Below are 23,880 nucleotides of genomic sequence, written 5' to 3' on the forward strand. Positions count from 1 at the left end.
TCAGAGCAGTCTACTGGAAACAATGGAAGAAAATCAAAACGAGATACCGAATGTTAAAAGCGCTCGGCATAGAACATTGGAAAGCCAAGGAACTAGCTTGTAGCAGAAAAGGATATTGGAGAATGGCACAGGTGCTAAACCAAATCTTTTCAAACAAAATAATAGCCAAGCTGGGATACATATCCTTACTTGGCTATTATCTAACAGTTTGTGAAAATTAAAGAACCGCCGTATACGGAACCGTACGTACGGTGGTGTGGGAGGACGGTAAATAAAATAATTATTTACCTCCTACCCGATTACCGCTGCAAGTCTATAAAGTAATCAGATTCGCATCAAGAGAGTGCCTTATTCTGTCAACTATCTTATCTTTTGTCGTCTGGAAAATGGCGGAAAATTCGGATGAAATACAGTCCTGCACCCGCTTGAGGTTGCTTTCATCGCTGGCATTCAGGCTTTTGCCGTCCTGCTCCTTCCGCATTTTTTCAATCGTTATGCCCTTCCACATCTTAAGCCATTCATTGCAGTCTCTGGACTTCATAACCTGAATATATTCTCTGTCACGTACTTTGCTGGAGCTGTCATACATTTCTTCCATTTCCGGCAGTTCACGAATGAGCTCGTCAGCCTGGCCTCTGGTCAGAATGCAGCGCATTTTATCCTCGTGCTCGGTTTTTACGTACAGCATCGTCGCCGCGTCGCCTATAGGCTGCAGCCAGTAATACTCCTGGGGCTTGCTCATGAAATCAGGAGCAGCTATCTTTTTGATAGAGCAGACTTTACTGCAGCCATAAACAACAACGTCATTAACCTTATACATTTTTACACCATACTTTCTTTCACTAAAGAGCCATTTGAAAAAATAAAAATATTATGCAAACAGCAGTTACATTTATTATTATAGCATACTTTTTATAAAATTACTAATCTTGTAGTGAAGTAAGAAATATCTGCCTTAAAAATTAAAATAATTTTAGTTGAAAAAACTCGGAAACTGTAGTATAATTTTTACAATTTGTGCAGACGAAGATTGTCAGCAGCATATAGGGGAGGCGGTTGTGCTTGCACACACTGCCTTTTATTCTGCCGTAGGCACGTCGCGCGGCAATCCATGGTATCACGGGGACAAAATACTTTTGGCCCCATCATCATAGCATACAGATAAGGAAGGGAAAGGGTGAATATATGAAAGCATTTCTTATATTGGAGGACGGAACCGTCTTTACCGGAGCCAGCATAGGTTCCAAAAGGGACATGATCAGTGAGATTGTGTTTAATACCTCGATGACAGGGTATCTTGAGGTGTTGACCGACCCTTCTTACGCCGGGCAGGCCGTTGTTATGACCTATCCGCTCATCGGTAATTACGGCATTACCCCTGATATGGAATCAAAGAAGGCATGGCCTGACGGATATATCGTAAGGGAACTATCCAGAACGCCGAGTAATTTCAGGTGCGAAGGCTCTATACAGGAGTTCCTGGAGGGTCAGGATGTCCCGGGAATCGCAGGGGTTGATACCCGGGCACTTACGAAGGTTCTGAGAGAAAAGGGAACAATGAATGGAATGATCACGACGGATGAAAACTACGATTTGGACGAGATTATTCCAAAGTTAAAAGCCTATTCAATAGGTGATGTCGTATCTAAAGTAACCTGCGGGGAAACTTATATCTTAGAAGGCAGCGGTCCGAAAGTGGCGCTTATGGACTTCGGGGCGAAACATAATATTGCCAGATCTTTGAATCGAAGAGGGTGTGAAGTGACTGTCTATCCGGCCGACACACCAGCTGAGACGGTCATTCATTCTAATCCGGACGGAATCATGTTGTCAAATGGTCCTGGGGACCCGGAGACATACGTATCTGTTATTCATGAAATCAAAAAGCTGTACAATACGAATATACCGATTTTTGCAATCTGTCTTGGGCATCAGCTTATGGCGCTTGCTAACGGCGGAAAGACATATAAGCTGAAATACGGGCACCGCGGTGGAAATCATCCGGTTAAAGACCTGAGCAGCAACAGGGTGTACATTTCTTCCCAGAACCATGGATATGCAGTGGATGCAAGCTCGTTGGATTCTTCGGTTGCAACAGAGGCGTTTGTCAATGTAAACGACGGGACGAACGAGGGACTTGCCTACACCGGGAAAAATATATTTACCGTACAGTTCCATCCAGAGGCATGTCCGGGGCCTCAGGATTCCGGTTACTTGTTTGACAGATTCATGGATATGATGAAAGGAGCAGAATAATGCCTAGAAATACAGAGATTAAGAAGGTACTCGTGATAGGTTCCGGCCCTATCGTCATTGGACAGGCTGCAGAATTCGACTATGCTGGGACACAGGCATGCCGTTCTCTCAAGGAGGAAGGGCTGGAGGTCGTCCTTCTGAATTCTAATCCCGCCACAATCATGACGGATAAAGATATTGCAGACCGCGTCTATATCGAGCCTCTGACTGTAGAGGTGGTAGAGCAGCTCATACTGAAGGAGAAGCCAGACAGCGTTCTGCCGACGCTTGGAGGACAGGCGGCTCTTAACCTTGCCATGGAGCTGGATGAAAATGGTTTTCTGAGGAGAAATAACGTACGTCTTATCGGTACGACTTCGGAGACGATTAAAAAGGCAGAAGACCGTCTGGAATTTAAAACGACGATGGAAAAGATAGGGGAACCATGTGCGGCATCCCTCGTAGTTGAAAATGTGGAAGACGGTGTGAAATTTGCGGAAAAGATCGGTTATCCGGTCGTACTCCGCCCCGCATATACGCTCGGCGGCAGCGGGGGAGGCATCGCAAAGGACCGGGAACAGCTTGTTGAGATACTGGAGAACGGACTCCGCCTCTCCCGCGTCGGGCAGGTGCTCGTAGAGCGCTGCATCTCGGGCTGGAAGGAAATCGAATATGAGGTGATGCGTGACGGTAATGGCAACTGCATTACAGTATGTAATATGGAAAACATCGATCCTGTCGGCGTACACACCGGTGACAGTATCGTAGTGGCGCCGTCGCAGACGCTTGGAGATAAGGAATATCAGATGCTTCGTACTTCTGCGCTGAACATCATAAGTGAACTGAATATTACAGGTGGTTGCAACGTCCAGTACGCGCTGCACCCTGATACGTTTGAATATTGCGTAATCGAAGTGAATCCCCGTGTAAGCCGTTCCTCTGCGCTGGCTTCTAAGGCGACGGGCTATCCGATTGCCAAGGTAGCCGCCAAGATAGCGCTCGGTTATACGTTGGATGAGATTAGGAACGCGGTCACGAAGAAGACGTATGCAAGCTTTGAACCTATGCTTGATTATTGTGTCGTGAAGCTCCCAAGGCTTCCATTTGACAAGTTTATCAGCGCAAAGCGTACGCTTACGACGCAGATGAAGGCGACCGGGGAAGTCATGAGCATCTGTGACAACTTTGAGGGTGCGCTGATGAAGGCCATTCGGTCTTTGGAGCAGCACGTAGACAGCCTCATGTCATATGACTTCTCAGAACTGACGAAAGAAGAGCTTCTGGAAGAGCTGGAGAAGGTCGATGATATGCGTATCTGGAGGATTGCAGAGGCATTGCGCAAGGGTATCACCTTTGATGAGATCCACGGTGCAACGAAGATTGACAGATGGTTTATTGATAAGATTGCCATCCTTGTTGAGATGGAGCAGAAGCTTCAGAATACGACATTGTCCGCAGAGTTGCTCCAGGAGGCGAAGAGGATGGAATTTCCGGACAGTGTCATCGCAAGGCTAACCGGCAATACGGAACGTCAGATTCACGACATGCGCCACGAGTACGGGGTGACGGCAGCTTACAAGATGGTAGATACGTGTGCGGCTGAATTTGCGGCAGAGACACCGTATTACTACTCCGTGTTCGGAAGCGAAAATGAAGCAGAAGAGACAAGCGGCAGAAAAAAGGTGCTCGTACTTGGATCCGGCCCTATCAGAATCGGCCAGGGAATTGAATTTGACTTCTGTTCCGTCCACTGTACGTGGGCATTTGCCAAAGAAGGGTACGAGACGATTATCGTCAACAACAATCCTGAGACTGTGAGCACGGACTTCGACATTGCTGATAAGCTTTATTTTGAGCCGCTGACGCCGGAGGATGTAGAGAGCATCGTGGATTTGGAGAAGCCGGATGGGGCAGTGGTGCAGTTTGGCGGCCAGACCGCCATTAAACTTACGGAAGCACTGATGAAAATGGGGGTTCCGATACTTGGAACGTCCGCCGAGAACGTAGATGCGGCAGAAGACAGAGAATTGTTTGATGATATTCTGGAAAAATGCCAGATTCCAAGGCCGACAGGCGGGACGGTATATACGGCAGAGGAAGCGAAGGAGGTGGCTGACCGACTTGGCTATCCGGTGCTCGTAAGGCCTTCCTATGTACTCGGCGGCCAGGGCATGCAGATTGCCATAAGTGATCACGATATAGACGAATTTATCGGAATCATCAACCGGATAGCGCAGGACCATCCGATTCTGGTAGACAAATACCTTCAGGGCAAGGAAATAGAAGTAGATGCGGTATGTGACGGTGTGGATATTCTCATACCGGGAATCATGGAACATATTGAACGGGCAGGAATCCATTCCGGCGACAGCATTTCCGTCTATCCGGCGCAGAGCATTACAGAAAAGACGAAAAAGACAATTGAAGATTACACGAGAAAGCTGGCACAGTCGCTGCACGTCATCGGACTGATCAATATCCAGTTTATCGTGTGCGGCGAGGACGTCTATGTCATCGAGGTAAATCCGCGCTCCAGCCGTACTGTGCCTTATATCAGCAAAGTGACTGGCATACCGATTGTACCGCTTGCCACAAAGGTAATCATCGGTCATAAGCTGAAAGAGCTTGGCTACAAGCCTGGGCTGCAGCCGGAGGCCGACTACTATGCAGTGAAGATGCCGGTGTTCTCATTCGAGAAGATCCGTGGAGCAGACATCAGCCTTGGGCCGGAGATGAAGTCCACAGGAGAGTGTCTTGGCATTGCGAAGACATTTGACGAAGCACTGTATAAGGCGTTTTTAGGTGCAGGCATCAAGCTGCCGAAGCACAAAAATATGATAATAACCGTACGGGACGAAGACAAGCCGGATGCTGTAGAAATCGGGCGCCGCTTTGAGAAAATCGGCTACCGCATCTTCGCTACACGCAGTACGGCAGAGGCCATGAACAAGGCAGGAGTCAAGGCCAACCCAGTCAACAAGATAGAGCAGGAATCTCCGAACCTTATGGATCTGATACTCGGCCATAAGATAGACCTCGTCATCGATACCCCGCCGCAAGGTGCGGACCGGTCAAAAGACGGCTTCATAATACGAAGAAACGCGATAGAAACCGGAGTCAACGTACTCACTGCGATAGATACTGCCGAAGCACTAATCACCAGCCTTGAAAATACAGACATACGAAAGCTCACATTGATAGATATAGCAAAGATATAATTCAATTTGGGACGTAACCTTTTTCAATTTTGTTACGTCCCAAATTGCGTTTTGCCCTGTACCTTTTTGGGGTGTTGCGTTTCGGAACATGGGGAAAAGTTAAGATTTATTGAATTTTTGTGGTTTACTACACATGGAGCGGAAAATATTGTAGAATATCTTTCAGTACAGATGATTTGTGAGAGTGGGAGTTGTGTACATGTATAAAGTATTGGTTGTTGAAGATGATATGACTATCGCTGGTGCACTTGAGAGGCACTTGTCGAAATGGGATTATGAGGTCCGCTGTGTGGAGGACTTCAAAAATGTTATGAATGAGTTTGTGGAGCATGATCCTCAGCTTGTGCTGCTGGATATCGCACTGCCGTTTTTCAACGGCTTCCATTGGTGTACGGAGATGCGCAAGGTTTCCAAAGTGCCGATTGTCTTTATCTCGTCGGCAAATGATAATATGAATATCGTGATGGCGATGAATATGGGCGGCGATGAATTTATTGAAAAGCCCTTTGACTTGAATGTCGTTACAGCGAAAGTACAGGCTCTGCTTCGCAGGACATACTCTTTCCAGGGCTCGCTAAATGTGATAGAACACAAAGGAGTTCTGCTGAACTTGAGCGATGCCTCGGTCATATACCGGGAAGAGAGGCTGGAACTTACGAAGAACGAATTTAAGATTCTACAGTCGCTGATGGAGCACGCGGGACAGATCGTGTCCCGCGATGACATTATAGAACGGCTTTGGGAGAGCGATGAATTCATCGATGACAACACCCTTACGGTCAACGTGGCAAGGCTGCGCAAAAGATTAGAGCTGATCGGGCTTGGAGATATGATCAAAACAAAAAAGGAATAGGGTATATGGTGGAAGTATGAAGCTGTTATGTAGATATCTGAAAGAACATATCGAATCCATCTGCCTTTATACTGGATTCATCGGCGTATTTGCTGTTATCTTTTATCTGAGCAATATTCCGATGGACGCTGTCCTGTACGCATTTCTTTTATCTGTCATATGGCTCGTCGTATATGGGGGCATTGGGTTTATAAGGTATGCCGGCCGGCACGGGAAGCTGCTGGAAGCAGAGAGAAGAATCAAAACAGACTGGGCGGAGCTGCCGGTGGCGGCGGGCATCCTGGAGGAGGATTACCAGAGGATTATAAAAACGCTTTTTGACAGCAAGGCAGAGATAGAATCAGAAGGAGAGATAGCCCGGCAGGAGATGATAGATTATTACAGCCTCTGGGCACACCAGATTAAGACGCCCATTGCCGCTATGCGTGTACTTCTGCAGTCGTGGGAGGAGGAGCGGACGCCGGATGGAAATATGCACCTGAAAGAGCTGAAGCTGGAACTGTTTAAGATAGAGCAGTACGTAGAGATGGTGCTGTCCTACCTCCGCCTTGGCAGCATGTCTTCAGATATGGTGCTGCAATGGTACGGCCTGGACGATATTGTGAGACAGGCCATTCGCAAATATTCCCAAATGTTCATCCTGCAGAAAATCAAACTCGAGTACACGCCATCTGCAGATATGGTGCTGACAGACGAAAAATGGCTCGTGTTCGTAGTGGAGCAGCTGCTTTCCAATGGGCTCAAATATACGAAGTCCGGCAGCATATCCGTGCATATGGATATGAGCAGGGGCGTAAAAGTGCTCGTTATAGAGGATACGGGAATCGGAATTCAGGCAGAAGATCTTCCGCGTGTGTTTGAAAAAGGCTTTACGGGCTATAACGGGCGAAAGGATAAGAAGTCCACAGGCATAGGCCTGTATCTGTGCAAGACAGTCATGGACAAGCTCGGGCACAGCCTGTGGATTGAGTCGGAGGTCGGCGCCGGCACGAAAGTATATCTGTCGCTGGAGAGAAAGGAAATTGTACCGGAATAGACAGTATCTTACATGATTGTAAGGTTAGGATCAGGAAATGTAAGTCAAATCAATGGCAGCACATTTCCTTCTTTTATTATAATGGACTTGTAAAAAAGAACAGAATGAAAGGAAGGTATGGAACATGTCATTATTGGATGTCAAAAATGTCAAGAAAATATACACGACCCGTTTTGGGGGAAACCAGGTGGAGGCGCTCAAAAATGTAAGCTTTTCTGTAGAGCCGAGAGAATATGTAGCTATCATGGGAGAGTCCGGCTCTGGCAAGACGACGCTTCTGAATATACTGGCTTCCCTTGATAAGCCTACGAGTGGAAAGGTGTATCTGAAGGGAAATGATATGGCCAAAGTAAAGGAAAAGGAGCTTGCGGCGTTTCGGCGGCAGAATCTTGGGTTCGTGTTTCAGGACTTTAATCTTCTGGATACGTTTTCTCTCAAGGATAATATCTTCCTTCCGCTGGTGCTTTCCGGTAAAAAATACGAGGAAATGGAAAAGAAGCTTGCGCCGATAGCCGACCGTCTCGGGATAATGAGCCTGCTGAACAAATTTCCATATGAAGTGTCCGGAGGCCAGAAGCAGCGTGCGGCCGTGGCGAGGGCTATCATAACAAAACCGCAGCTTATCCTTGCGGATGAGCCGACGGGTGCCCTGGACTCAAGAGCTGCGGATGAACTTATGAACTTGTTCGGCTTGATAAATAATGACGGCCAGACGATACTCATGGTGACACACAGCGTGAAGGCCGCCAGCAATGCAAAACGGGTGCTCTTCATTAAGGACGGGGAGGTATTCCACCAGCTGTACAGGGGCAACCTGACGAACGAGCAGATGTACCAGAAGATAGCAGATACGCTGACTGTTCTGACAACAGGAGGTGAAAGGGGTGAATAAGTCCATATATTCCAAACTGGCTGTAACAAATATAAAAAACAACCGGAAGACCTATATACCCTACATTCTCACGGCAGTCCTTACTGTGATGATGTATTATATCATGGATGCGCTTGCGAGAAATAAAAGCGTAGGAGATGGGAGCCTGAGAGCATGCCTGAATTATGCTCTGGGTGTCATCATCGTATTTGCGGTCATTTTCCTGTTCTACACGAACAGCTTCCTGATCAAACGGAGGAAGAAAGAAATCGGCGTATACAATATCCTCGGAATGGGGAAGAGACATATCGCAAAAATGCTCACGATAGAATCATTGATTACAGCAGTGACAAGCATAGCAGCGGGCCTCGTAACGGGCATTGTTTTCAGCAGGCTGATGTATCTCATACTGCTGAAGCTGCTCCACTACAACGTAGAGATGACATTTGAGATATCGCCAATATCAATCGTACGTACAATAGCCTTATTCGCGGCTATATTTGCGCTAACCCTGCTCTATAACCTGATGCAGATTCATCTGGCAAATCCGGTAGAGCTGCTGCGGGGCGGAAGCCAGGGAGAGAAAGAGCCTAAGACGAAGATTCTGTTGACTGTTTTCGGAGTTATCACGATTGGAATCGGCTACTATATCGCTATCACTACTGAATCCCCACTCGAGGCGCTTATGCTGTTCTTTGTGGCAGTTATCTGCGTCATACTCGGCACATATGCACTGTTCACTGCCGGCAGCATCGCACTGCTCAAAGCCCTTCGGAAGAAAAAGTCGTTCTATTATAAGACGAAAAATTTCACATCCGTATCGGGCATGATCTACCGGATGAAGCAGAACGCAGTAGGGCTTGCAAACATTTGTATCCTGAGCACGATGGTACTTGTGATGATTTCTTCTACGGTGTCTCTGTATGCGGGAATGGACGATATAATGAACACCAGGTTCCCGGAACAGTTTAAAGTCACGAATTATGCCGCGAATGCAGAAGGGATGGAAAAGATAGACCGCATCATCAAGGAAGAGACAGAAAAAGCCGGCGTCACGATAAAGGATGAAATCTCATACCGTTCCGGAGAAATGAGCGCGATTCTGGAAGGCGGAAAGGTAAGGCTTGAAGAAAGCGGGAATTATGATGTAATCGACGTGGTAGAATTAAGCGTGATACCGCTGGAGGATTACAATAAATATGAAAAAGCGGACGTATCTTTAAAAGATGATGAGGTTCTTCTGTACATGACAGGAAAAATGTATGGCAAAGATAGCATCCAACTTGGCAGCAGGCGGTATAAAGTAGCCAGAGAGTTGAAAGATATGACGCTGGAGAAGAAAAATAAATCCAATGTGATGGAGCATCTCTTCATCGTGGTACCCAGCCTTAAGCAGGTGGAGGATATCACAAACGAAGCCTACGGCGACAGCGAGATGGAGGACACGTGGACACAGAAGATGGGAAATGTACGCTACACCGTCCGCATCGATTTCGAAGAGAATGGGAAGAAAGAACTCAGCGCGATGGAAGCCATGGGGGACCGGATCGTATCAGAGGCCGCACCATCGTTCTGCGAGAGCAGAGAAATGAGTATAGAAAGCTTCTACATGCTTTATGGCGGCCTGCTTTTTATCGGAATATATCTCGGGCTGATGTTCCTGATGGCTACGGTGCTTATCATCTACTATAAACAGATATCAGAGGGCTTCGATGACAAAGAACGATACCAGATCATGCAGAAAGTCGGGATGAGCAAAAAAGAAGTAAAGCGCTCCATCAGAAGCCAGGTGCTGACCGTATTCTTCCTTCCCCTGGCCGCGGCGATAATCCATATAGCTGTTGCGTTCAAGGTAATCACAAGAATGTTGGAAGCGTTGAATTTTGTAAATGTATCTCTGTTCCTCACCTGTACGATAACAACCGTCGTGGTATTTGCGATATTTTATGCAATTGTATTTGCAATTACGGCAAGAGAGTATTATAAGATTGTCAATTAACGGAATTTCGAAAGGGGTCAGACCCCCGCTGTGCGGAGGGGTCTGACCCCTTTCGAAATTTCACGTACTTGAATTTTTGTATACACTATATTACAATGAGATTATTAAGCTGTTACAGGATAAAGGAGGAAACAGGATGACGAAAGCAGGAGAAAGGGAAGTAGTTACGGTAGAGCGTGTCAACGGCGGAGCCGGATTTATCATGAAGGAGGCGCTCATCAGCCAGGAACAGCTCGGAGAGCACTGCAAGATGTTCAGCCGGGTGACTTTAAAGCCGAATTGTGAGCTCGGCTATCATGAGCATCACGGGGAGACGGAGACATATTACATATTGAGCGGAACTGGAATGTATGATGACAATGGCAAGGCGGTACCGGTTGAAGCAGGAGACGTGACATTTTGTAAGGACGGGGACGGACATGGCCTGAAGAATACAGGGACCGAAGACCTTTCCTTCGTGGCATTGATATTGAAACTGTAAGTTTAAGTAAAGTGGCTGCGGGCGGGGAGCCGGGTGGCATCTGCTCCGATGCGTACGAGGCTTCGACTATTTCACGTATCCCTAACCCTGCGGAATGCGCGCCGATAGCGGCTTGCATCCCGCAGGATAAGGGCTACGGAAAGGATTCTCTGCCTCTCCCGCTTGTACCTGCGCATCTCCCACCCGGCTCCCCGCCCGCTATCTACTTCACTTAACAAGGGCGAGTGCGGCTGTGTGGCGTTACTGGCCAGCGGATGGCCGATGGCTGCATGAGATGAATGATAAAATATCTGTCCCCTACCTCCACAGCGGCGTCCTAGTTTACTACCCCCCCAAATAACCTCGAAGGCAGGCCATCAGCCTGTCGTTGTCTTCCGGCTTCATGATGCAGAACCGGATATATTCCCCGTCCAGGCTCTGAAATGAAGAACAGTCTCGTATCATGAGGCCGTGCCGGATCGCATGCTCGAACACGTCGGAAGAAGTGAGACCTTTCCGGAGGATTCTGACGAGGATAAAGTTGGCATACGGGCGGTAGGCTTTGACGCCCTCCCACGTGCAGAGTTCGCCGTACAGACGGGTACGTTCAGAGTCTATCAGATTCCATGTCTTCCGGATATATGTGGTATCTTCGAGCATGAGCCCTCCGGCAAAGGCGCCGATGCTGCTCAAGCTCCACGGATTCTGATGCCGGTGCAGGACATCGAGGAAGGTCCTGCTGCTCGTGATACCGTATCCGAAACGAAGGCCGGGGGCGGCAAAATATTTGGACACCCCGCGGATGACCATAAAGTTGTCGTACTTCGGTATGAGCCCGATTGCTGTAATGGATTCCGGATCCGGAGCAAATTCGGCATATGTTTCATCAATCATAACGAATATGCCTTTCTCCTTGCAGAACCGGAAGACCTCTTCAAGCTGCGCGCAGGCGAGCGCCGAGGAGGTAGGATTGTTCGGATTGCAGATTACGAGCAGCCTGGTATCCGGGGTAAGGGCGGCCAGAAGCTCCGGCACGTCGAGGACAAAGTCCTTTTCTTCCCGCAGATTGTAATACTCTAATGTACCGCCGACGAGCGAGAGCTCCCGGGCATATTCAGAGTAGGTGGGGCCGACGACGAGCGCCTTTTTCGGGCGCAGGCCGCTGATAAGAAGAGAAATCAGCTCAGTAGAGCCATTCCCTACCACGATATGCTCGGGGTCTGCATGACAATACATGCTTATGGTATCTCTGAGCCCGGCGTAATTCCGGTCAGGATAACGGGTAATCACATCCAGATGGGATGCAAGCTGTTCCTTCACATGTTCAGAGAGGCCAAGTGGATTGACGTTGGCGCCGAAGCTTACAATTTCCTCCTGCGGTATGTGGTAGTACTGTGAGATCTGTTCAATGTCACTTCCGTGAAATTCAGGTTTTTTATCCATATCTATACTTCCTGTCCATATATTTTCAAGATTTTGTATCTACAGCATTGCCATCACAGCCAGAACAATGCTATAATTCATTATAGTATGTTTTTAGAAAAATGCAACGAAAGAAGCAGGTGGCAGGCTTGAAAAACAAAATTCAGAAATTTTCTAAGGGTGACTTCCATAATGCACATCCTGATGTAATCTTCCAGGAAACCAATCTCGTAATGATAATCGGAGAAGGAGAAGTGTACAGGGGAAGTTTTTCTGTGAAAAGCCAGACAGAGGGGAATATACGGGGGTTGATATACCCGTCTTCTTTTCGTGTACATTTTAAAGACCAGGGATTTGAGGGGAATCCTGCAAGAGTAGAATTTACTTATGACGGCAGAGGCTTACGTCCCGGACATGTGGAAGAAGGCAAGTTTACGGTTGTCTGCAACGGTGGAGAGTACGAGCTTTCCTTCACCGCCATTATCGAGAAACCGTACGTGATGACTTCCTACGGAAAAGTACAGAGCACAGATGATTTCAGGAAACTGGCAATTAAGGATTATTCGGAGGCGGGACGTCTGTTCCGTTCCAGAGAATTTTATGAAATATTAAAATATGAAAACGAGAGGATCTTCTACCTGTACGACAATATGAGGAAGTGGTCTCTTGGGGAGCAGGCGATGGAGGAATTCCTCGTCGGCATCAAACAGAAAGAATGCATCTTCCTTACGCTGCCCGGAGAAGGCATGCTGTTTGAGGACATTGAAGAGTCCACAAAAGGCACGCTGACTCTTATGAAGAATACGTGGGGATTCATGCCGATCAAGGTGGAGGCCGAGGGGAAGTTCATCAAAGTGCTCCGCCCGGAACTGAGTACGGAAGACTTCGTCGGCAATACGTATGAGGTAGAATACCTTGTAAGACCCGAGCACCTGCACGGCGGAAGAAACTTTGGAGCCTTGAAGTTCATCACGCCGTACGAGACGCTCATATACGAGATAGAAGTGCTGCAGAACCAGGATTATGACGAAGACCACCGCATGAAGGAGCTGCTGGAGGCCCAGATCCTGAAGGGATATGTCGGATATGTGGCCGGAAGGGTGGAACTGAACAACTGGGTAGAAAGCGCGATTGAGAAGATGGCGGCGCTGCGCAAGATGGATCCGCAGAGCGAGACGCTGCAGCTTCTGCAGGCTCATATATATGTGATTGGCAACAAGACGGAAGAGGCAAAATGGATACTTGAAAACTACAATTACAACCGGTTCGCCATAGGGAAAGATCCGGTGACGAACTGCTACTACCTGTACCTCACGGCACTCATCAGAGGAAAAGGAAGCCATATAGACAGGGTCCTCGACGAGATAGGAAAGACATATATGCGGCATCAGGATTCCTGGCCGCTTCTCAGCATGTTGATCAATCTGGATTCCAGATACCGCAATCCTTATAAACGGATCGAGGTGCTGGAACAGCAGTTCAGTTTTGAAATTCATGAGGTGCTCTTTTATCTGGCCGCATACGAATGCTATAAGGAAAAGCCGACATTGCTGAAAAAGCTTGGGAAATTTGAGATACAGGTACTAAATTTTGCGTCAAAATACAGGCTGATGACGAAAGAGCTTGCTCTGTATGTCGCCAATTTTGCCAGCCAGCAGAAGAACTACAGCGATGCCTTGTTCCGCATTCTGGAACGAATCTATAAGATGTACAGCGAGACTATGATATTAAATACGATCTGCACGCTGCTGATCAAGGGCAACAAGACCCAGCAGCGTTATTTCGAGTGGTATAAACGGGCGGTAGACGCAGAACTCAAGATAGCGCAGCTATATGAATATTATATGGTGACGATAGAGGAGGAGCGGGTGAGAGGCCCGCTGCCGAAGTCTATCTTCCTTTATTTTATGCACGGCAATACGCTCGACTATAAAAAGGCGGCATTCCTGTATGCCAACCTGATTACTTATGAAGAAGAAGGAAGCGACCTGTATCTTAGCTACAGGGAGCAGATGGTCGCTTTTACATGGGACCAGCTGGAGAGGCGCCACATCACAGAGCCGCTGAAGATTCTGTACAAAAGATTCCTCCGGGAAGATGAGATGACTGCAGAGCGTATGGAAGCACTGCATGATATCTGCTTTGCCTATGAAATCACTACAAAGGTGCGCAACATGAACTGTGTGCTCGTTATAGAAAAAGACGGCAATGTCCGGCAGAGGATTCCCTACGATGAGGAGGACGGCGCTGTCATCTTCCTGTATGATAAGGAGTCAAGAGTCGTGTGGGAGTCTCTGGAAGGGCGGCATTATACAGATTCTATCGCGTACGAGACGAAGCGGCTGTTCTATGAGCCGCGTTTTCTTGACATGTATAAGAAGTACGCCGCCCATGCCGGCATATGGAAGCATGAAGAGAAGAAGCAGGAGGCGACTTTTGAGAATATCAGGCAGATGGGAATGGATGCGTTTGATGAAAAAGACATCTTCCGGCTCTGCAGCAAAAGGATAAGGGAAGATAACTATGAGGAGGATGAATTCTTAAGCTACCTCTGCTTTGAGTTGTTTAAAAAAGAACAATATGACAAGGTTACGCTCATGTATCTCGCCAATTATTACTGTGGGGCTACGTCCGATATGAAACAGCTCTGGAAGGTGCTGAAAGATTATGGTATTCCGGCCAATAAAGTCGGTGAACGTATCATTACCCAGATGGTCTTTTCTGAGGACCTGTTCAGGGAGGAAGATATATTTGAAGATTACTATCTCTCTGACAGCGTGTATTTCCGGCTTAAGCAGGCGTATCTTGCTTATGTATCCAGAGAATTCATACTGCGGGGGCGGGAGACCGGCAGGATCGTGTTCGATATAATCATACACGAGTGTGAAAAGAAAGAGGAACTGCCGGACATCTGCAAGATAGCGCTGCTGAAGTACTTTTCCGCACAGGAGTATACGGCGGGCGAGGAGCCGGTGCTCCACGAAGTGCTCAGGGAGATGTGCGAGAAACAGCTCGTGTTCCCATGCTATCTGAACTATAAGGAGTCCTGGCTGAGAGAGAACCAGCTTTATGACAAAGTCATGATCGAGTATCAGGCCAGGCCAGGAAGCCGGGTAGAGCTCCACTATAAGCTGAAACAGGGGAGAAAAGAAGAACTGGGCTATCGGATGGAAGTGATGACGCCTGCATATGAAAACATATATGTAAAGCAGTTTATCCTGTATGCGGACGAAAGCATCAGCTATTATATCAAAGAGACAGCGGGAAGACAGAGTATTACGACAGAGAAAGAGACGCTGGCCATTGACAGGGAAACTTCCGGTGCCGGAAAGTTCGGCCGGCTGAATGCAATGGCCGCCATGAGCCCTGCCAGCAAGAAAAAGGCAATGCTCCTGTATAAGGAGGAAGAGATTATGGCGGGAGAAATATATAAGATATACTAGGAGAGGAGGAGATGGTATTGAATAAGGGGAGCATGCTTGGCTATGATCTGAACGAGAAGAGCTGTCAGATAAGTTATTATGATGAGACAAAAGACGAGCCGGTGACGATGGAAGTCGCGGTGGACAATTACCAGATTCCTCTGATGCTTGGCTATTTCAGAGACCGGTGGGTGTATGGGAAGGAGGCAAAGAGGCTGGCGGCCGTCAATGAGGGATGCACGGTCTCGGATCTTTTCAACCTGGCCGTCAGGCAGGAAAAAGTGAGGGTAGGGGCCAAGACGCATGATGCGGTATGGCTGCTTGCCAAGTTCATAAGCCTGTCTCTTGAGGAATTTGATGAGATAACATATATCACCTTTTCTGTACCTGAAAATAACATCGACATGACAAAGATGTTGAAAGGCATCGGGAGACACCTTGGAATCGGGAAGGATCATATATGTGTCCAGGACTATAAGGAAAGCTTCTGCCAGTATATGTTCTATCAGCCAAAGGAGCTGTGGCAGTATGAATCGGCCTTGTTTTACTGTGATGCGCATGAAATCAAGGCGTATATGCTGCGCCGGCTGAACACGGTGTCCAGCCGGGGGAACGAGAAGTTCGTCACGGTGGACGAAGTGGCGAACGCCCGGATGAAAGAGCTTGAAGCCATCTACCCGGTACTGAATGTGGACAAGGCAAAAGACGCGGACGGCAGGTTCAAGACGTTCATCCAGAGCGTGTTTGAGAAAAAAGTCGTCTCTTCGGTGTATCTGACAGGGGAAGGGTTTGAAAACAACTGGTACCCTAATTCGCTGAAAGTGCTGTGCAACGGCAGAAGGGCTTTTCTGGGAAACAACCTGTACAGCAAGGGGGCGTGTTATACTTCTATCCGGAAATGCCGGGATTATGATGAAGGACCGGTCTATCTGGACGAGACGAAGATGACCGAGCAGATATGCCTGCGTATGAGGGTAAACGGGCAGGAAGGCTGGCATCCTATCGTGTCGTGGGGGACGCACTGGTATGAAGCGGACGGACAGTGGGAAGTGATACTGGAAGATACGTCAGACGTGGAGATTCATATCGAGACGCTTGCGGCAGGAGACCTCCAGGTAGAGACCGTGCGGCTGGAAGGACTTCCGGACAGGAAAGACTATTCCCTGCGCCTGCTGATCGAGACGATGTTTCTGGATGAGAGGACGTGCAGGCTCAAATTCAAAGATATCGGATTCGGGGAATTCTATCCGCCTACAGGCTTCCAGGTGGAGAAAGAGATACATTTAGGAGGAATCAATGGGCAGTTTAATTCTATGTCATAATAAAAAAGCGAAACAGCCATATGAGATCACGAGAATCCACGTCCGCATATACACGATAGAAGAGCTGTGCTACTATATCTGCAATAACCTCTACCTGATAGATTATACGATAATGAATACGCAGCTCTGCGACTGGATCGAGCAGGAGCTTGAACTGAGAACGCTGGCAGAAAGGCTCCGCCAGGAGATTACGCAGAACTGCTCGGTGGAACAGTTCGTGCTGACAATACTGAAAGAATCTACGATATATTCAAAGTCCGACATCAACAAGATACAGGGCATCCTGGAGCACCTGCAGAATCAGAACGATGTGGAGCGGGAAAAGTACAAGGCGGACAGCCTGCTCAAGAGCGGGGAATATGCCTCTGCAATCCTCGTGTACCAGGCAATCGTAAGCAAGGAGTGGGACGACTCTCTGGACAAGGGCTTTTACGGACGAGTCTACGGATGTCTCGGCACGGCATACGGTCGTCTCTTCTTATACGAGGAAGCGGCGAGGATGTACCAGGAGGCATACCGGCTGTGCGAGGAGCCCCAGATGCTGAAAGCCTATATCTACAGCTGCTACAGGGGGATGGCGGATGAAAAGTTCGTGAAGATGATGTCGGGCAACCCGGCATATTTAAGTACGGCTTCCCTGCTGAAAGAGGATGTCAAGAGAATACGCAGGGAGATTAATATGGAGATAAGCAGAGAGCAGCTGGAACAGTGGAAAAAAGAGTACCGCAGGATTGACAAGAATCATGGAATATGCTAATATAACAGAGCGATTTAGTGTGGTAAAGTAATCAACTGATGAACTGGTAAAACAGTACAGCGGATGAAACGCCGCGTATTGTCGCAGATGAGGAGGAAGCATTGATGAAAAGAAAATTAGCAGTATTATTAGTTCTTGTAATGATTGCAGGGATGGCGGCAGCTGGATGCGGAAATAAAGAAGAGAAGTCAGACGCAAAGACGGACAGCGCAAAAGAAGAGAAGGCGGACAATGGCGACGATACATTTGTGGTAGGATTCGACGCAGCGTTCCCGCCGTACGGATACAAAGATGACAGCGGAGAATACGTGGGCTTTGACCTTGACCTTGCACAGGAAGTGTGTGACAGAAACGGGTGGGAACTGAAAAAGCAGCCAATAGACTGGGATTCAAAAGATATGGAGCTCAGTTCCGGAACAATCGACTGTATCTGGAACGGATTTACGATGAATGGCAGAGAAGATAAATATACGTGGTCAGAGCCATATGTAGATAACAGCCAGGTAATCGTTGTTCCTGAGGATTCCGACGTTAAGGAATTCAAAGACCTGGCAGGCAAGATGGTAGAAGTGCAGGCAGATTCTTCCGCATTACATACGCTTGAGAGCGACGACAAAGAAGAAGGCGGTCAGGCGGAGCTGGCAGCTACGTTCGGGGCCTTGAACCAGGTGGCGGATTATAACACCGCGTTTATGGATCTGGAATCGGGAGCATGTGAAGCGATTGCGATGGATGTCGGTGTAGCCAATTACCAGATTGACAGCAGAGGAGGAGGATTCCGGCTGCTGGATGAAAAACTGTCCACGGAACAGTACGGAATAGGCTTCAAAAAAGGGAATGAAGAGCTTCGTGACACGGTACAGAAGACATTGGACGAGATGGCAGAAGACGGCACATTGGACAAGATAGTAGAGAAGTGGGCCGACGGCGGCATCAGCGCAGATGCGGTCTGCCTCGGCAAATAAGTCCATCCAGGGATTGATTGCACATAACAGAGGCCAGGCCGGACAGGCCTGGCTTCTTTCGGTCTGAGAGAAGATATTATTGATGATAAGAATGTGATTCGGAGGAAGATTAGATGAATGTGGCTTTGATTATAAAACAGCTGGCCGGAGGTATGGTCGTATCGATAGAAATATTTGCGGCGACGCTGATTTTTTCGCTGCCGCTTGGATTAATCATAGCGTTTGGAAGGATGTCCAAGATCAAGCCTGTACAGTGGATTACAAAGCTGTACATATCGGTGATGCGCGGGACTCCCCTCATGCTCCAGCTGATGGTCGTATATTACGGACCCTATTATCTGTTCGGTATGCGTATATCGGCCTCGTACCGGCTGACGGCGGTTCTGATCGGGTTCGCGATAAACTATGCCGCGTATTTTGCGGAGATTTACAGGGGAGGCATCGAATCCATATCGGCGGGACAGTATGAAGCCGCGCGCGTGCTTGGATACACGAGGCCCCAGACCTTTTTCCGCATCATATTGCCTCAGGTGATGAAGCGGATTCTTCCGTCGGTCACAAATGAAGTGATAACGCTCGTAAAGGATACGTCCCTGGCTTTTGTCGTGGCAGTTCCTGAGATGTTCACAACCGCCAAACAGATTGCAGCCGCCCAGACCTCAATGACAGCTTTTGTGGCGGCCGGTATCTTCTATTATGTGTTCAACCTGATAGTGGCAGTGGTGATGGAAGCGATTGAAAATAAGATGAGTTATTACCGGTAGGAGGATAGGCATGAGTCTGTTGGAGATGAAAAATATTAAGAAAAGCTTTGGCGATACGGAAGTGCTGAAAGACATATCACTCACCGTGGATACGGGAGAGGTCCTGGGAATCATCGGTCCCTCCGGTTCCGGGAAATCCACGCTCCTGCGGTGTGCCACGAACCTGGAGACGCCTGACTCAGGAGAGATTCGCTATGAAGGTACGTTTGGACTCGTATTCCAGAACTTCAACCTGTTTCCGCACTATTCTGTTATGAAGAACATCATAGACGCACCTCTGAAGGTACAGAAGAGAAAAAAAGAAGAAGTCGTCGCGGAAGCGAGGATGCTGCTTAGAAAGATGGGGCTGGAGGGCAAAGAGGATGCCTATCCGTACCAGCTGTCGGGAGGACAGCAGCAGAGGGTATCCATTGCAAGGGCGCTGGCCATGAACCCGGATATCCTGTTCTTCGATGAACCTACGTCTGCACTGGATCCGGAACTGACAGGTGAGATTCTCAAGGTAATCAAGGATCTGGCGGCCGAGCATATGACGATGGTAATCGTAACCCATGAGATGAACTTCGCGAAAAACGTATCAGACCATGTAATATTCATGGATGACGGGTACATCGCGGAGCGGGGGACCCCGGAAGAAGTCTTTGGATCATCTAACGAGAGAATGCAGGAGTTCCTCGGAAAATTTGGTTAAAACTTATAAGTATTTTGTACAAGGCAGACGGGATTATTGCTTTTCCTTCTGCCTTGTATTATACTTATACGTGCACAGGGCGTCTTAACGCAGGTTCCCATATCAGCTTGCGCTAATCAGGCCTTTAGATTCAGATGATAAAACAAGAAAAGGATGGGTGTTAGTATGCAGAAGTTAGAACAGTTATACGAAGGAAAAGCTAAAAAAGTCTTTAAGACAGAAGATCCAGATATTGTAATTGTAGACTATAAAGATGATGCGACAGCATTTAATGGAGAAAAAAAGGGAACAATCGTAGGTAAGGGCGTCATCAACAACCGGATGACGAACTACGTATTCCAGGTTCTTGAAAAAGAAGGAGTACCGACCCACTTTGTAGAAGAGCTGAGCGACAGGGAGACAGCGGTTAAGAAGGTGGAAATCGTACCCCTTGAAGTCATCGTCCGCAATGTGGCTGCCGGGAGCTTCTCCAAGAGACTTGGAATCGAAGAAGGGACAAGCCTGCTGGCGCCTACGCTTGAATTCAGCTATAAGGATGACGACCTGGGAGACCCGCTGATCAATGACTATATGGCAATCGCAATCGGTGCGTCTACAAGAGAAGAGATCGAGAAGATTACGGAGTATACGTTCAAAGTAAATGAAGTACTCCAAAAGTTCTTTGCAGATGCAGGAATCGAGCTGATTGATTTTAAGATTGAATTCGGAAGATTTCACGGAGAGGTTATCCTGGCAGATGAGATATCTCCAGATACGTGCCGCCTGTGGGATATAAAGACGCATGAGAAGCTGGACAAGGACCGTTTCCGCCGGGATATGGGCAATGTAGAAGACGCATATCAGGAAGTGTTCAGAAGAATCGGCATAAAATAGTAAGGAGCTTGAACATTCATGAACCAATTTGAAAAGGTCACAACAGGTATGGGAGAAGAATGTGGTGTATTTGGAGCCTATGATATGGATGGGGGCGATGTAGCCCCCACCGTATATTATGGGCTTTTTGCATTACAGCACCGCGGGCAGGAAAGCTGCGGCATAGCAGTGACAGACACATATGGGGAAAGAAAAGTACGCTCGAAGAAAGGGCTCGGACTTGTCAATGATGTCTTTGACGAGGAGTCTCTGAGAGAACTGAAAGGAAATCTCGGAGTAGGACACGTACGCTACTCTACAGCAGGAGGGTCCCGGGCAGAGAATGCCATGCCCCTTGTCATCAACTACGTGAAGGGGACGCTCGCCATAGCCCACAACGGTAATCTGACAAATGCGGTGGAGCTTCGGAGAGAGCTGGAGTATACCGGTGCCATCTTCCAGACGACCATCGACTCTGAGGTAATCGCGTACCATATCGCACGGGAACGCCTGAATACAGGGAAGGCCGAGGATGCCGTGAAGAACGCCATGAAGAAAATCAAGGGGGCATATGCGCTCGTCGTCAGTTCCCCGAGGAAGATGATCGGGGCAAGAGACCCGTTCGGACTGAAGCCGCTCTGCATCGGAAAGCGGGACGGCACGTATATACTGGCATCGGAAAGCTGCGCCCTTTCTGCAGTGGGGGCGGACTTCGTACGCGACGTGGATCCGGGCGAGATCGTTTCTTTTACAAAACACGGTATCGAGTCTGACAGGAGCATGGCAATCGACGCACGAAAACAGGCAAGATGTATCTTTGAATATATCTACTTTGCCAGGACAGACAGTACGCTTGACGGAGTGAACGTGTATCATTCCCGGATTATCGCTGGGAAAGCGCTTGCAAAGTCTTATCCCGTAGACGCGGATCTCGTTGTCGGGGTGCCGGATTCCGGTCTCGTGGCCGCAAAAGGCTATTCGGAAGAGTCGGGGATTCCTTACGGTATGGCATTCCATAAGAACAGCTATGTAGGCCGTACGTTCATCAAACCAAACCAGAGCGAGCGGGAATCAAGCGTAAAGATAAAACTCAATGTCATCGAAGAAGTAGTACGGGGCAAACGAATCGTTATGGTAGACGATTCCATCGTGCGGGGCACGACGTGCGCCAATATCATCAAGATGCTGAAAAAAGCAGGTGCTTTGGAAGTGCATGTCAGAATAAGCTCACCGCCATTTCTGTATCCATGCTATTTCGGTACAGATGTACCTTCCAATGAACAGCTGATAGCCCACACGCATACGCCGGAAGAGATACGGAAGAAGATCGGGGCGGACTCTCTCGGTTATATGGAGATTGACAAGCTGAAAGATATGGTGGGAGATCTCGGATACTGCGATGCATGCTTTACCGGGAACTATCCGATGGAAGTGCCGGGGAAAGATGTTTCGCAGGCATTTGAATAGACTGGAAGCCCACGCGGCGAATTTACGAATTGTGATGAAAGGATAAGGATTATGAGTACAGACAGATATGTAAGCCCGTTATCAGAGCGTTATGCCAGCAAAGAGATGCAGTACGTCTTTTCCCCGGACAAGAAGTTCCGGACGTGGAGAAGGCTTTGGATTGCGCTGGCCGAGACAGAGAAGGAACTCGGGCTTCCGATAACGGAGGAACAGATTGAAGAATTAAAGGAACACAGGGACGATATCAACTATGAAGTGGCGAAAGAACGCGAGAAGGTCGTCCGGCATGATGTGATGTCACATGTATATGCATACGGACAGCAGTGCCCGAAGGCAAAAGGAATCATCCATCTCGGCGCCACCTCGTGTTACGTCGGTGACAATACGGATATCATCATCATGGCAGAAGCGCTGGAGATTGTGAGAAGGAAGCTTGTCAACGTTATAGCGGAGCTGGCTGGATTCGCAGCCGAATATAAAGCGCTTCCGACACTGGCATTCACTCATTTCCAGCCGGCTCAGCCTACGACGGTAGGGAAGAGGGCTACGCTCTGGATGCAGGAATTCATGATGGACCTGGAAGATCTGGAGTATGTAAAGGAGAGCCTGAAGCTGCTCGGCTCCAAGGGGACGACCGGGACCCAGGCGAGCTTTCTGGAATTGTTCGAAGGAGATCAGGAGACGATAGATAAGATTGATCCGATGATCGCGGAAAAGATGGGATTCAAAGCATGCTATCCCGTATCCGGCCAGACCTATTCACGCAAGGTGGACACGAGAGTCGTGAATGTGCTCGCAGGCATAGCGGCCAGCGCCCATAAGTTCTCTAACGATATCCGCCTCCTGCAGCATCTGAAAGAGGTGGAAGAACCATTTGAAAAAACACAGATAGGCTCTTCTGCGATGGCGTACAAAAGAAATCCTATGAGAAGCGAGCGGATTGCGTCCCTGTCCCGCTATGTGATGGCAGATGCGCTGAATCCTGCCATCACTTCGGCGACGCAATGGTTCGAGCGGACGCTTGATGACTCTGCGAACAAGCGTCTGAGCGTACCAGAGGGCTTTCTGGCCGTCGACGGTATTCTGGACCTGTGCCTGAACGTGGTAGATGGTCTGGTGGTGTATCCAAAGGTGATTGAGAAGCGTCTGATGTCGGAACTCCCGTTCATGGCGACGGAAAATATCATGATGGACGCGGTCAAGGCAGGCGGCGACAGGCAGGAACTGCATGAGAAGATCAGGGAGCTGTCCATGGAGGCAGGAAGAAATGTCAAAGAAAGAGGGCTGGACAATAATCTGCTGGAACTCATCGCGGCGGACCCGGCATTCAATCTGAGCGAAGAAGAGCTTAAAAAGACGATGGATCCTTCTAAATATACCGGACGTGCAGCGGTGCAGGTAGAAGCATTCCTTCAGGATTCGGTATCCCCGCTGCTTGAGGCGAACGAAGAAGTGCTTGGCATGAGCGCTGAAATCAATGTATAACTGACAGAACTTATAGGCGGCTGCCGGGATTTTGCCCAGGCAGCCGCCTTTTTGCCGCATA

At 48.4% G+C, this 23,880-nt stretch carries 17 protein-coding genes and 2 pseudogenes; 17 read left to right on the forward strand and 2 right to left on the reverse strand.

Going from position 1 to position 23,880, the window contains the following annotated elements; genetic code table 11:
- A pseudogene (locus HMPREF0980_RS19255) lies at window positions 1-221 on the forward strand (group II intron reverse transcriptase/maturase); the annotation flags it as partial.
- Window positions 222-313: 92 nt separating this feature from the next.
- Here the strand turns inward: HMPREF0980_RS19255 and HMPREF0980_RS13310 are convergent.
- Window positions 314-820: a CarD family transcriptional regulator gene (locus tag HMPREF0980_RS13310; RefSeq protein WP_049729580.1), complete on the reverse strand. Its 507-nt coding sequence runs from the start codon at window positions 818-820 to the stop codon at window positions 314-316.
- A 365-nt stretch (window positions 821-1,185) separates the two neighbouring features.
- Here HMPREF0980_RS13310 and HMPREF0980_RS13315 point away from each other — a divergent pair, with 365 nt between their 5' ends.
- From HMPREF0980_RS13315 to HMPREF0980_RS13345, 7 genes and pseudogenes are all read left to right on the forward strand, one after another.
- Complete coding sequence (locus HMPREF0980_RS13315) at window positions 1,186-2,256, forward strand: carbamoyl phosphate synthase small subunit (RefSeq protein ID WP_049729581.1); 1,071 nt, start codon at window positions 1,186-1,188, stop codon at window positions 2,254-2,256.
- Window positions 2,256-5,453: a carbamoyl-phosphate synthase large subunit gene (gene carB / locus HMPREF0980_RS13320; RefSeq protein WP_049729582.1), complete on the forward strand. Its 3,198-nt coding sequence runs from the start codon at window positions 2,256-2,258 to the stop codon at window positions 5,451-5,453. Before HMPREF0980_RS13315 ends, carB begins: the two co-directional genes overlap by 1 nt.
- Window positions 5,454-5,652: 199 nt before the next feature.
- A pseudogene (locus HMPREF0980_RS13325) lies at window positions 5,653-6,326 on the forward strand (response regulator transcription factor).
- The gene (locus tag HMPREF0980_RS13330; RefSeq protein ID WP_049729584.1) at window positions 6,323-7,342 is read left to right on the forward strand and encodes a sensor histidine kinase; all 1,020 of its coding nucleotides are present in this window, start codon (window positions 6,323-6,325) and stop codon (window positions 7,340-7,342) included. The pseudogene HMPREF0980_RS13325 and the gene HMPREF0980_RS13330 overlap by 4 nt, the downstream one beginning before the upstream one ends.
- Window positions 7,343-7,466: 124 nt before the next feature.
- Complete coding sequence (locus HMPREF0980_RS13335; RefSeq protein ID WP_049729585.1) at window positions 7,467-8,234, forward strand: ABC transporter ATP-binding protein; 768 nt, start codon at window positions 7,467-7,469, stop codon at window positions 8,232-8,234.
- Window positions 8,227-10,212: an ABC transporter permease gene (locus HMPREF0980_RS13340; protein WP_049729586.1), complete on the forward strand. Its 1,986-nt coding sequence runs from the start codon at window positions 8,227-8,229 to the stop codon at window positions 10,210-10,212. Before HMPREF0980_RS13335 ends, HMPREF0980_RS13340 begins: the two co-directional genes overlap by 8 nt.
- 136 nt (window positions 10,213-10,348) lie before the next feature.
- Window positions 10,349-10,693 (forward strand): cupin domain-containing protein, encoded by a 345-nt coding sequence (locus HMPREF0980_RS13345; RefSeq protein WP_049729587.1) that lies wholly within the window; start codon window positions 10,349-10,351, stop codon window positions 10,691-10,693.
- 324 nt (window positions 10,694-11,017) lie between these two features.
- Here HMPREF0980_RS13345 and HMPREF0980_RS13350 read toward each other — a convergent pair whose 3' ends face one another.
- Entirely contained in the window at window positions 11,018-12,115 is a 1,098-nt protein-coding gene (locus HMPREF0980_RS13350; protein WP_049729588.1) for a pyridoxal phosphate-dependent aminotransferase, read from the reverse strand.
- Between the two features lie 101 nt (window positions 12,116-12,216).
- Here HMPREF0980_RS13350 and HMPREF0980_RS13355 point away from each other — a divergent pair, with 101 nt between their 5' ends.
- The 9 genes from HMPREF0980_RS13355 (at window position 12,217) to purB (ending at window position 23,819) form a co-directional block, all read left to right on the forward strand.
- Window positions 12,217-15,537: a DUF5717 family protein gene (locus HMPREF0980_RS13355; RefSeq protein WP_198146269.1), complete on the forward strand. Its 3,321-nt coding sequence runs from the start codon at window positions 12,217-12,219 to the stop codon at window positions 15,535-15,537.
- A 17-nt stretch (window positions 15,538-15,554) separates the two neighbouring features.
- Entirely contained in the window at window positions 15,555-16,838 is a 1,284-nt protein-coding gene (locus tag HMPREF0980_RS13360) for a DUF5716 family protein (RefSeq protein WP_049729688.1), read from the forward strand.
- The gene (locus HMPREF0980_RS13365) at window positions 16,813-17,595 is read left to right on the forward strand and encodes a hypothetical protein (protein WP_049729689.1); all 783 of its coding nucleotides are present in this window, start codon (window positions 16,813-16,815) and stop codon (window positions 17,593-17,595) included. The genes HMPREF0980_RS13360 and HMPREF0980_RS13365 overlap by 26 nt, the downstream gene beginning before the upstream one ends.
- Before the next feature lie 104 nt (window positions 17,596-17,699).
- On the forward strand, window positions 17,700-18,560 hold the full coding sequence (locus HMPREF0980_RS13370) for an amino acid ABC transporter substrate-binding protein (protein ID WP_049729590.1): 861 nt from the start codon (window positions 17,700-17,702) through the stop codon (window positions 18,558-18,560).
- Between the two features lie 113 nt (window positions 18,561-18,673).
- On the forward strand, window positions 18,674-19,324 hold the full coding sequence (locus HMPREF0980_RS13375; protein WP_049729591.1) for an amino acid ABC transporter permease: 651 nt from the start codon (window positions 18,674-18,676) through the stop codon (window positions 19,322-19,324).
- A gap of 10 nt (window positions 19,325-19,334) precedes the next feature.
- On the forward strand, window positions 19,335-20,015 hold the full coding sequence (locus HMPREF0980_RS13380) for an amino acid ABC transporter ATP-binding protein (RefSeq protein WP_049729592.1): 681 nt from the start codon (window positions 19,335-19,337) through the stop codon (window positions 20,013-20,015).
- A gap of 165 nt (window positions 20,016-20,180) precedes the next feature.
- Window positions 20,181-20,888: a phosphoribosylaminoimidazolesuccinocarboxamide synthase gene (purC, locus tag HMPREF0980_RS13385; RefSeq protein WP_049729593.1), complete on the forward strand. Its 708-nt coding sequence runs from the start codon at window positions 20,181-20,183 to the stop codon at window positions 20,886-20,888.
- Between the two features lie 18 nt (window positions 20,889-20,906).
- A complete protein-coding gene (gene purF / locus HMPREF0980_RS13390) occupies window positions 20,907-22,334 on the forward strand; it encodes an amidophosphoribosyltransferase (protein ID WP_049729594.1) in 1,428 nt (475 codons plus the stop codon).
- A gap of 51 nt (window positions 22,335-22,385) precedes the next feature.
- Entirely contained in the window at window positions 22,386-23,819 is a 1,434-nt protein-coding gene (gene purB / locus HMPREF0980_RS13395) for an adenylosuccinate lyase (RefSeq protein WP_049729595.1), read from the forward strand.
- Window positions 23,820-23,880: the final 61 nt, after the last annotated feature.

It is taken from the genome of Dorea sp. D27 (assembly GCF_001185345.1).
Taxonomy (GTDB): domain Bacteria; phylum Bacillota; class Clostridia; order Lachnospirales; family Lachnospiraceae; genus Extibacter.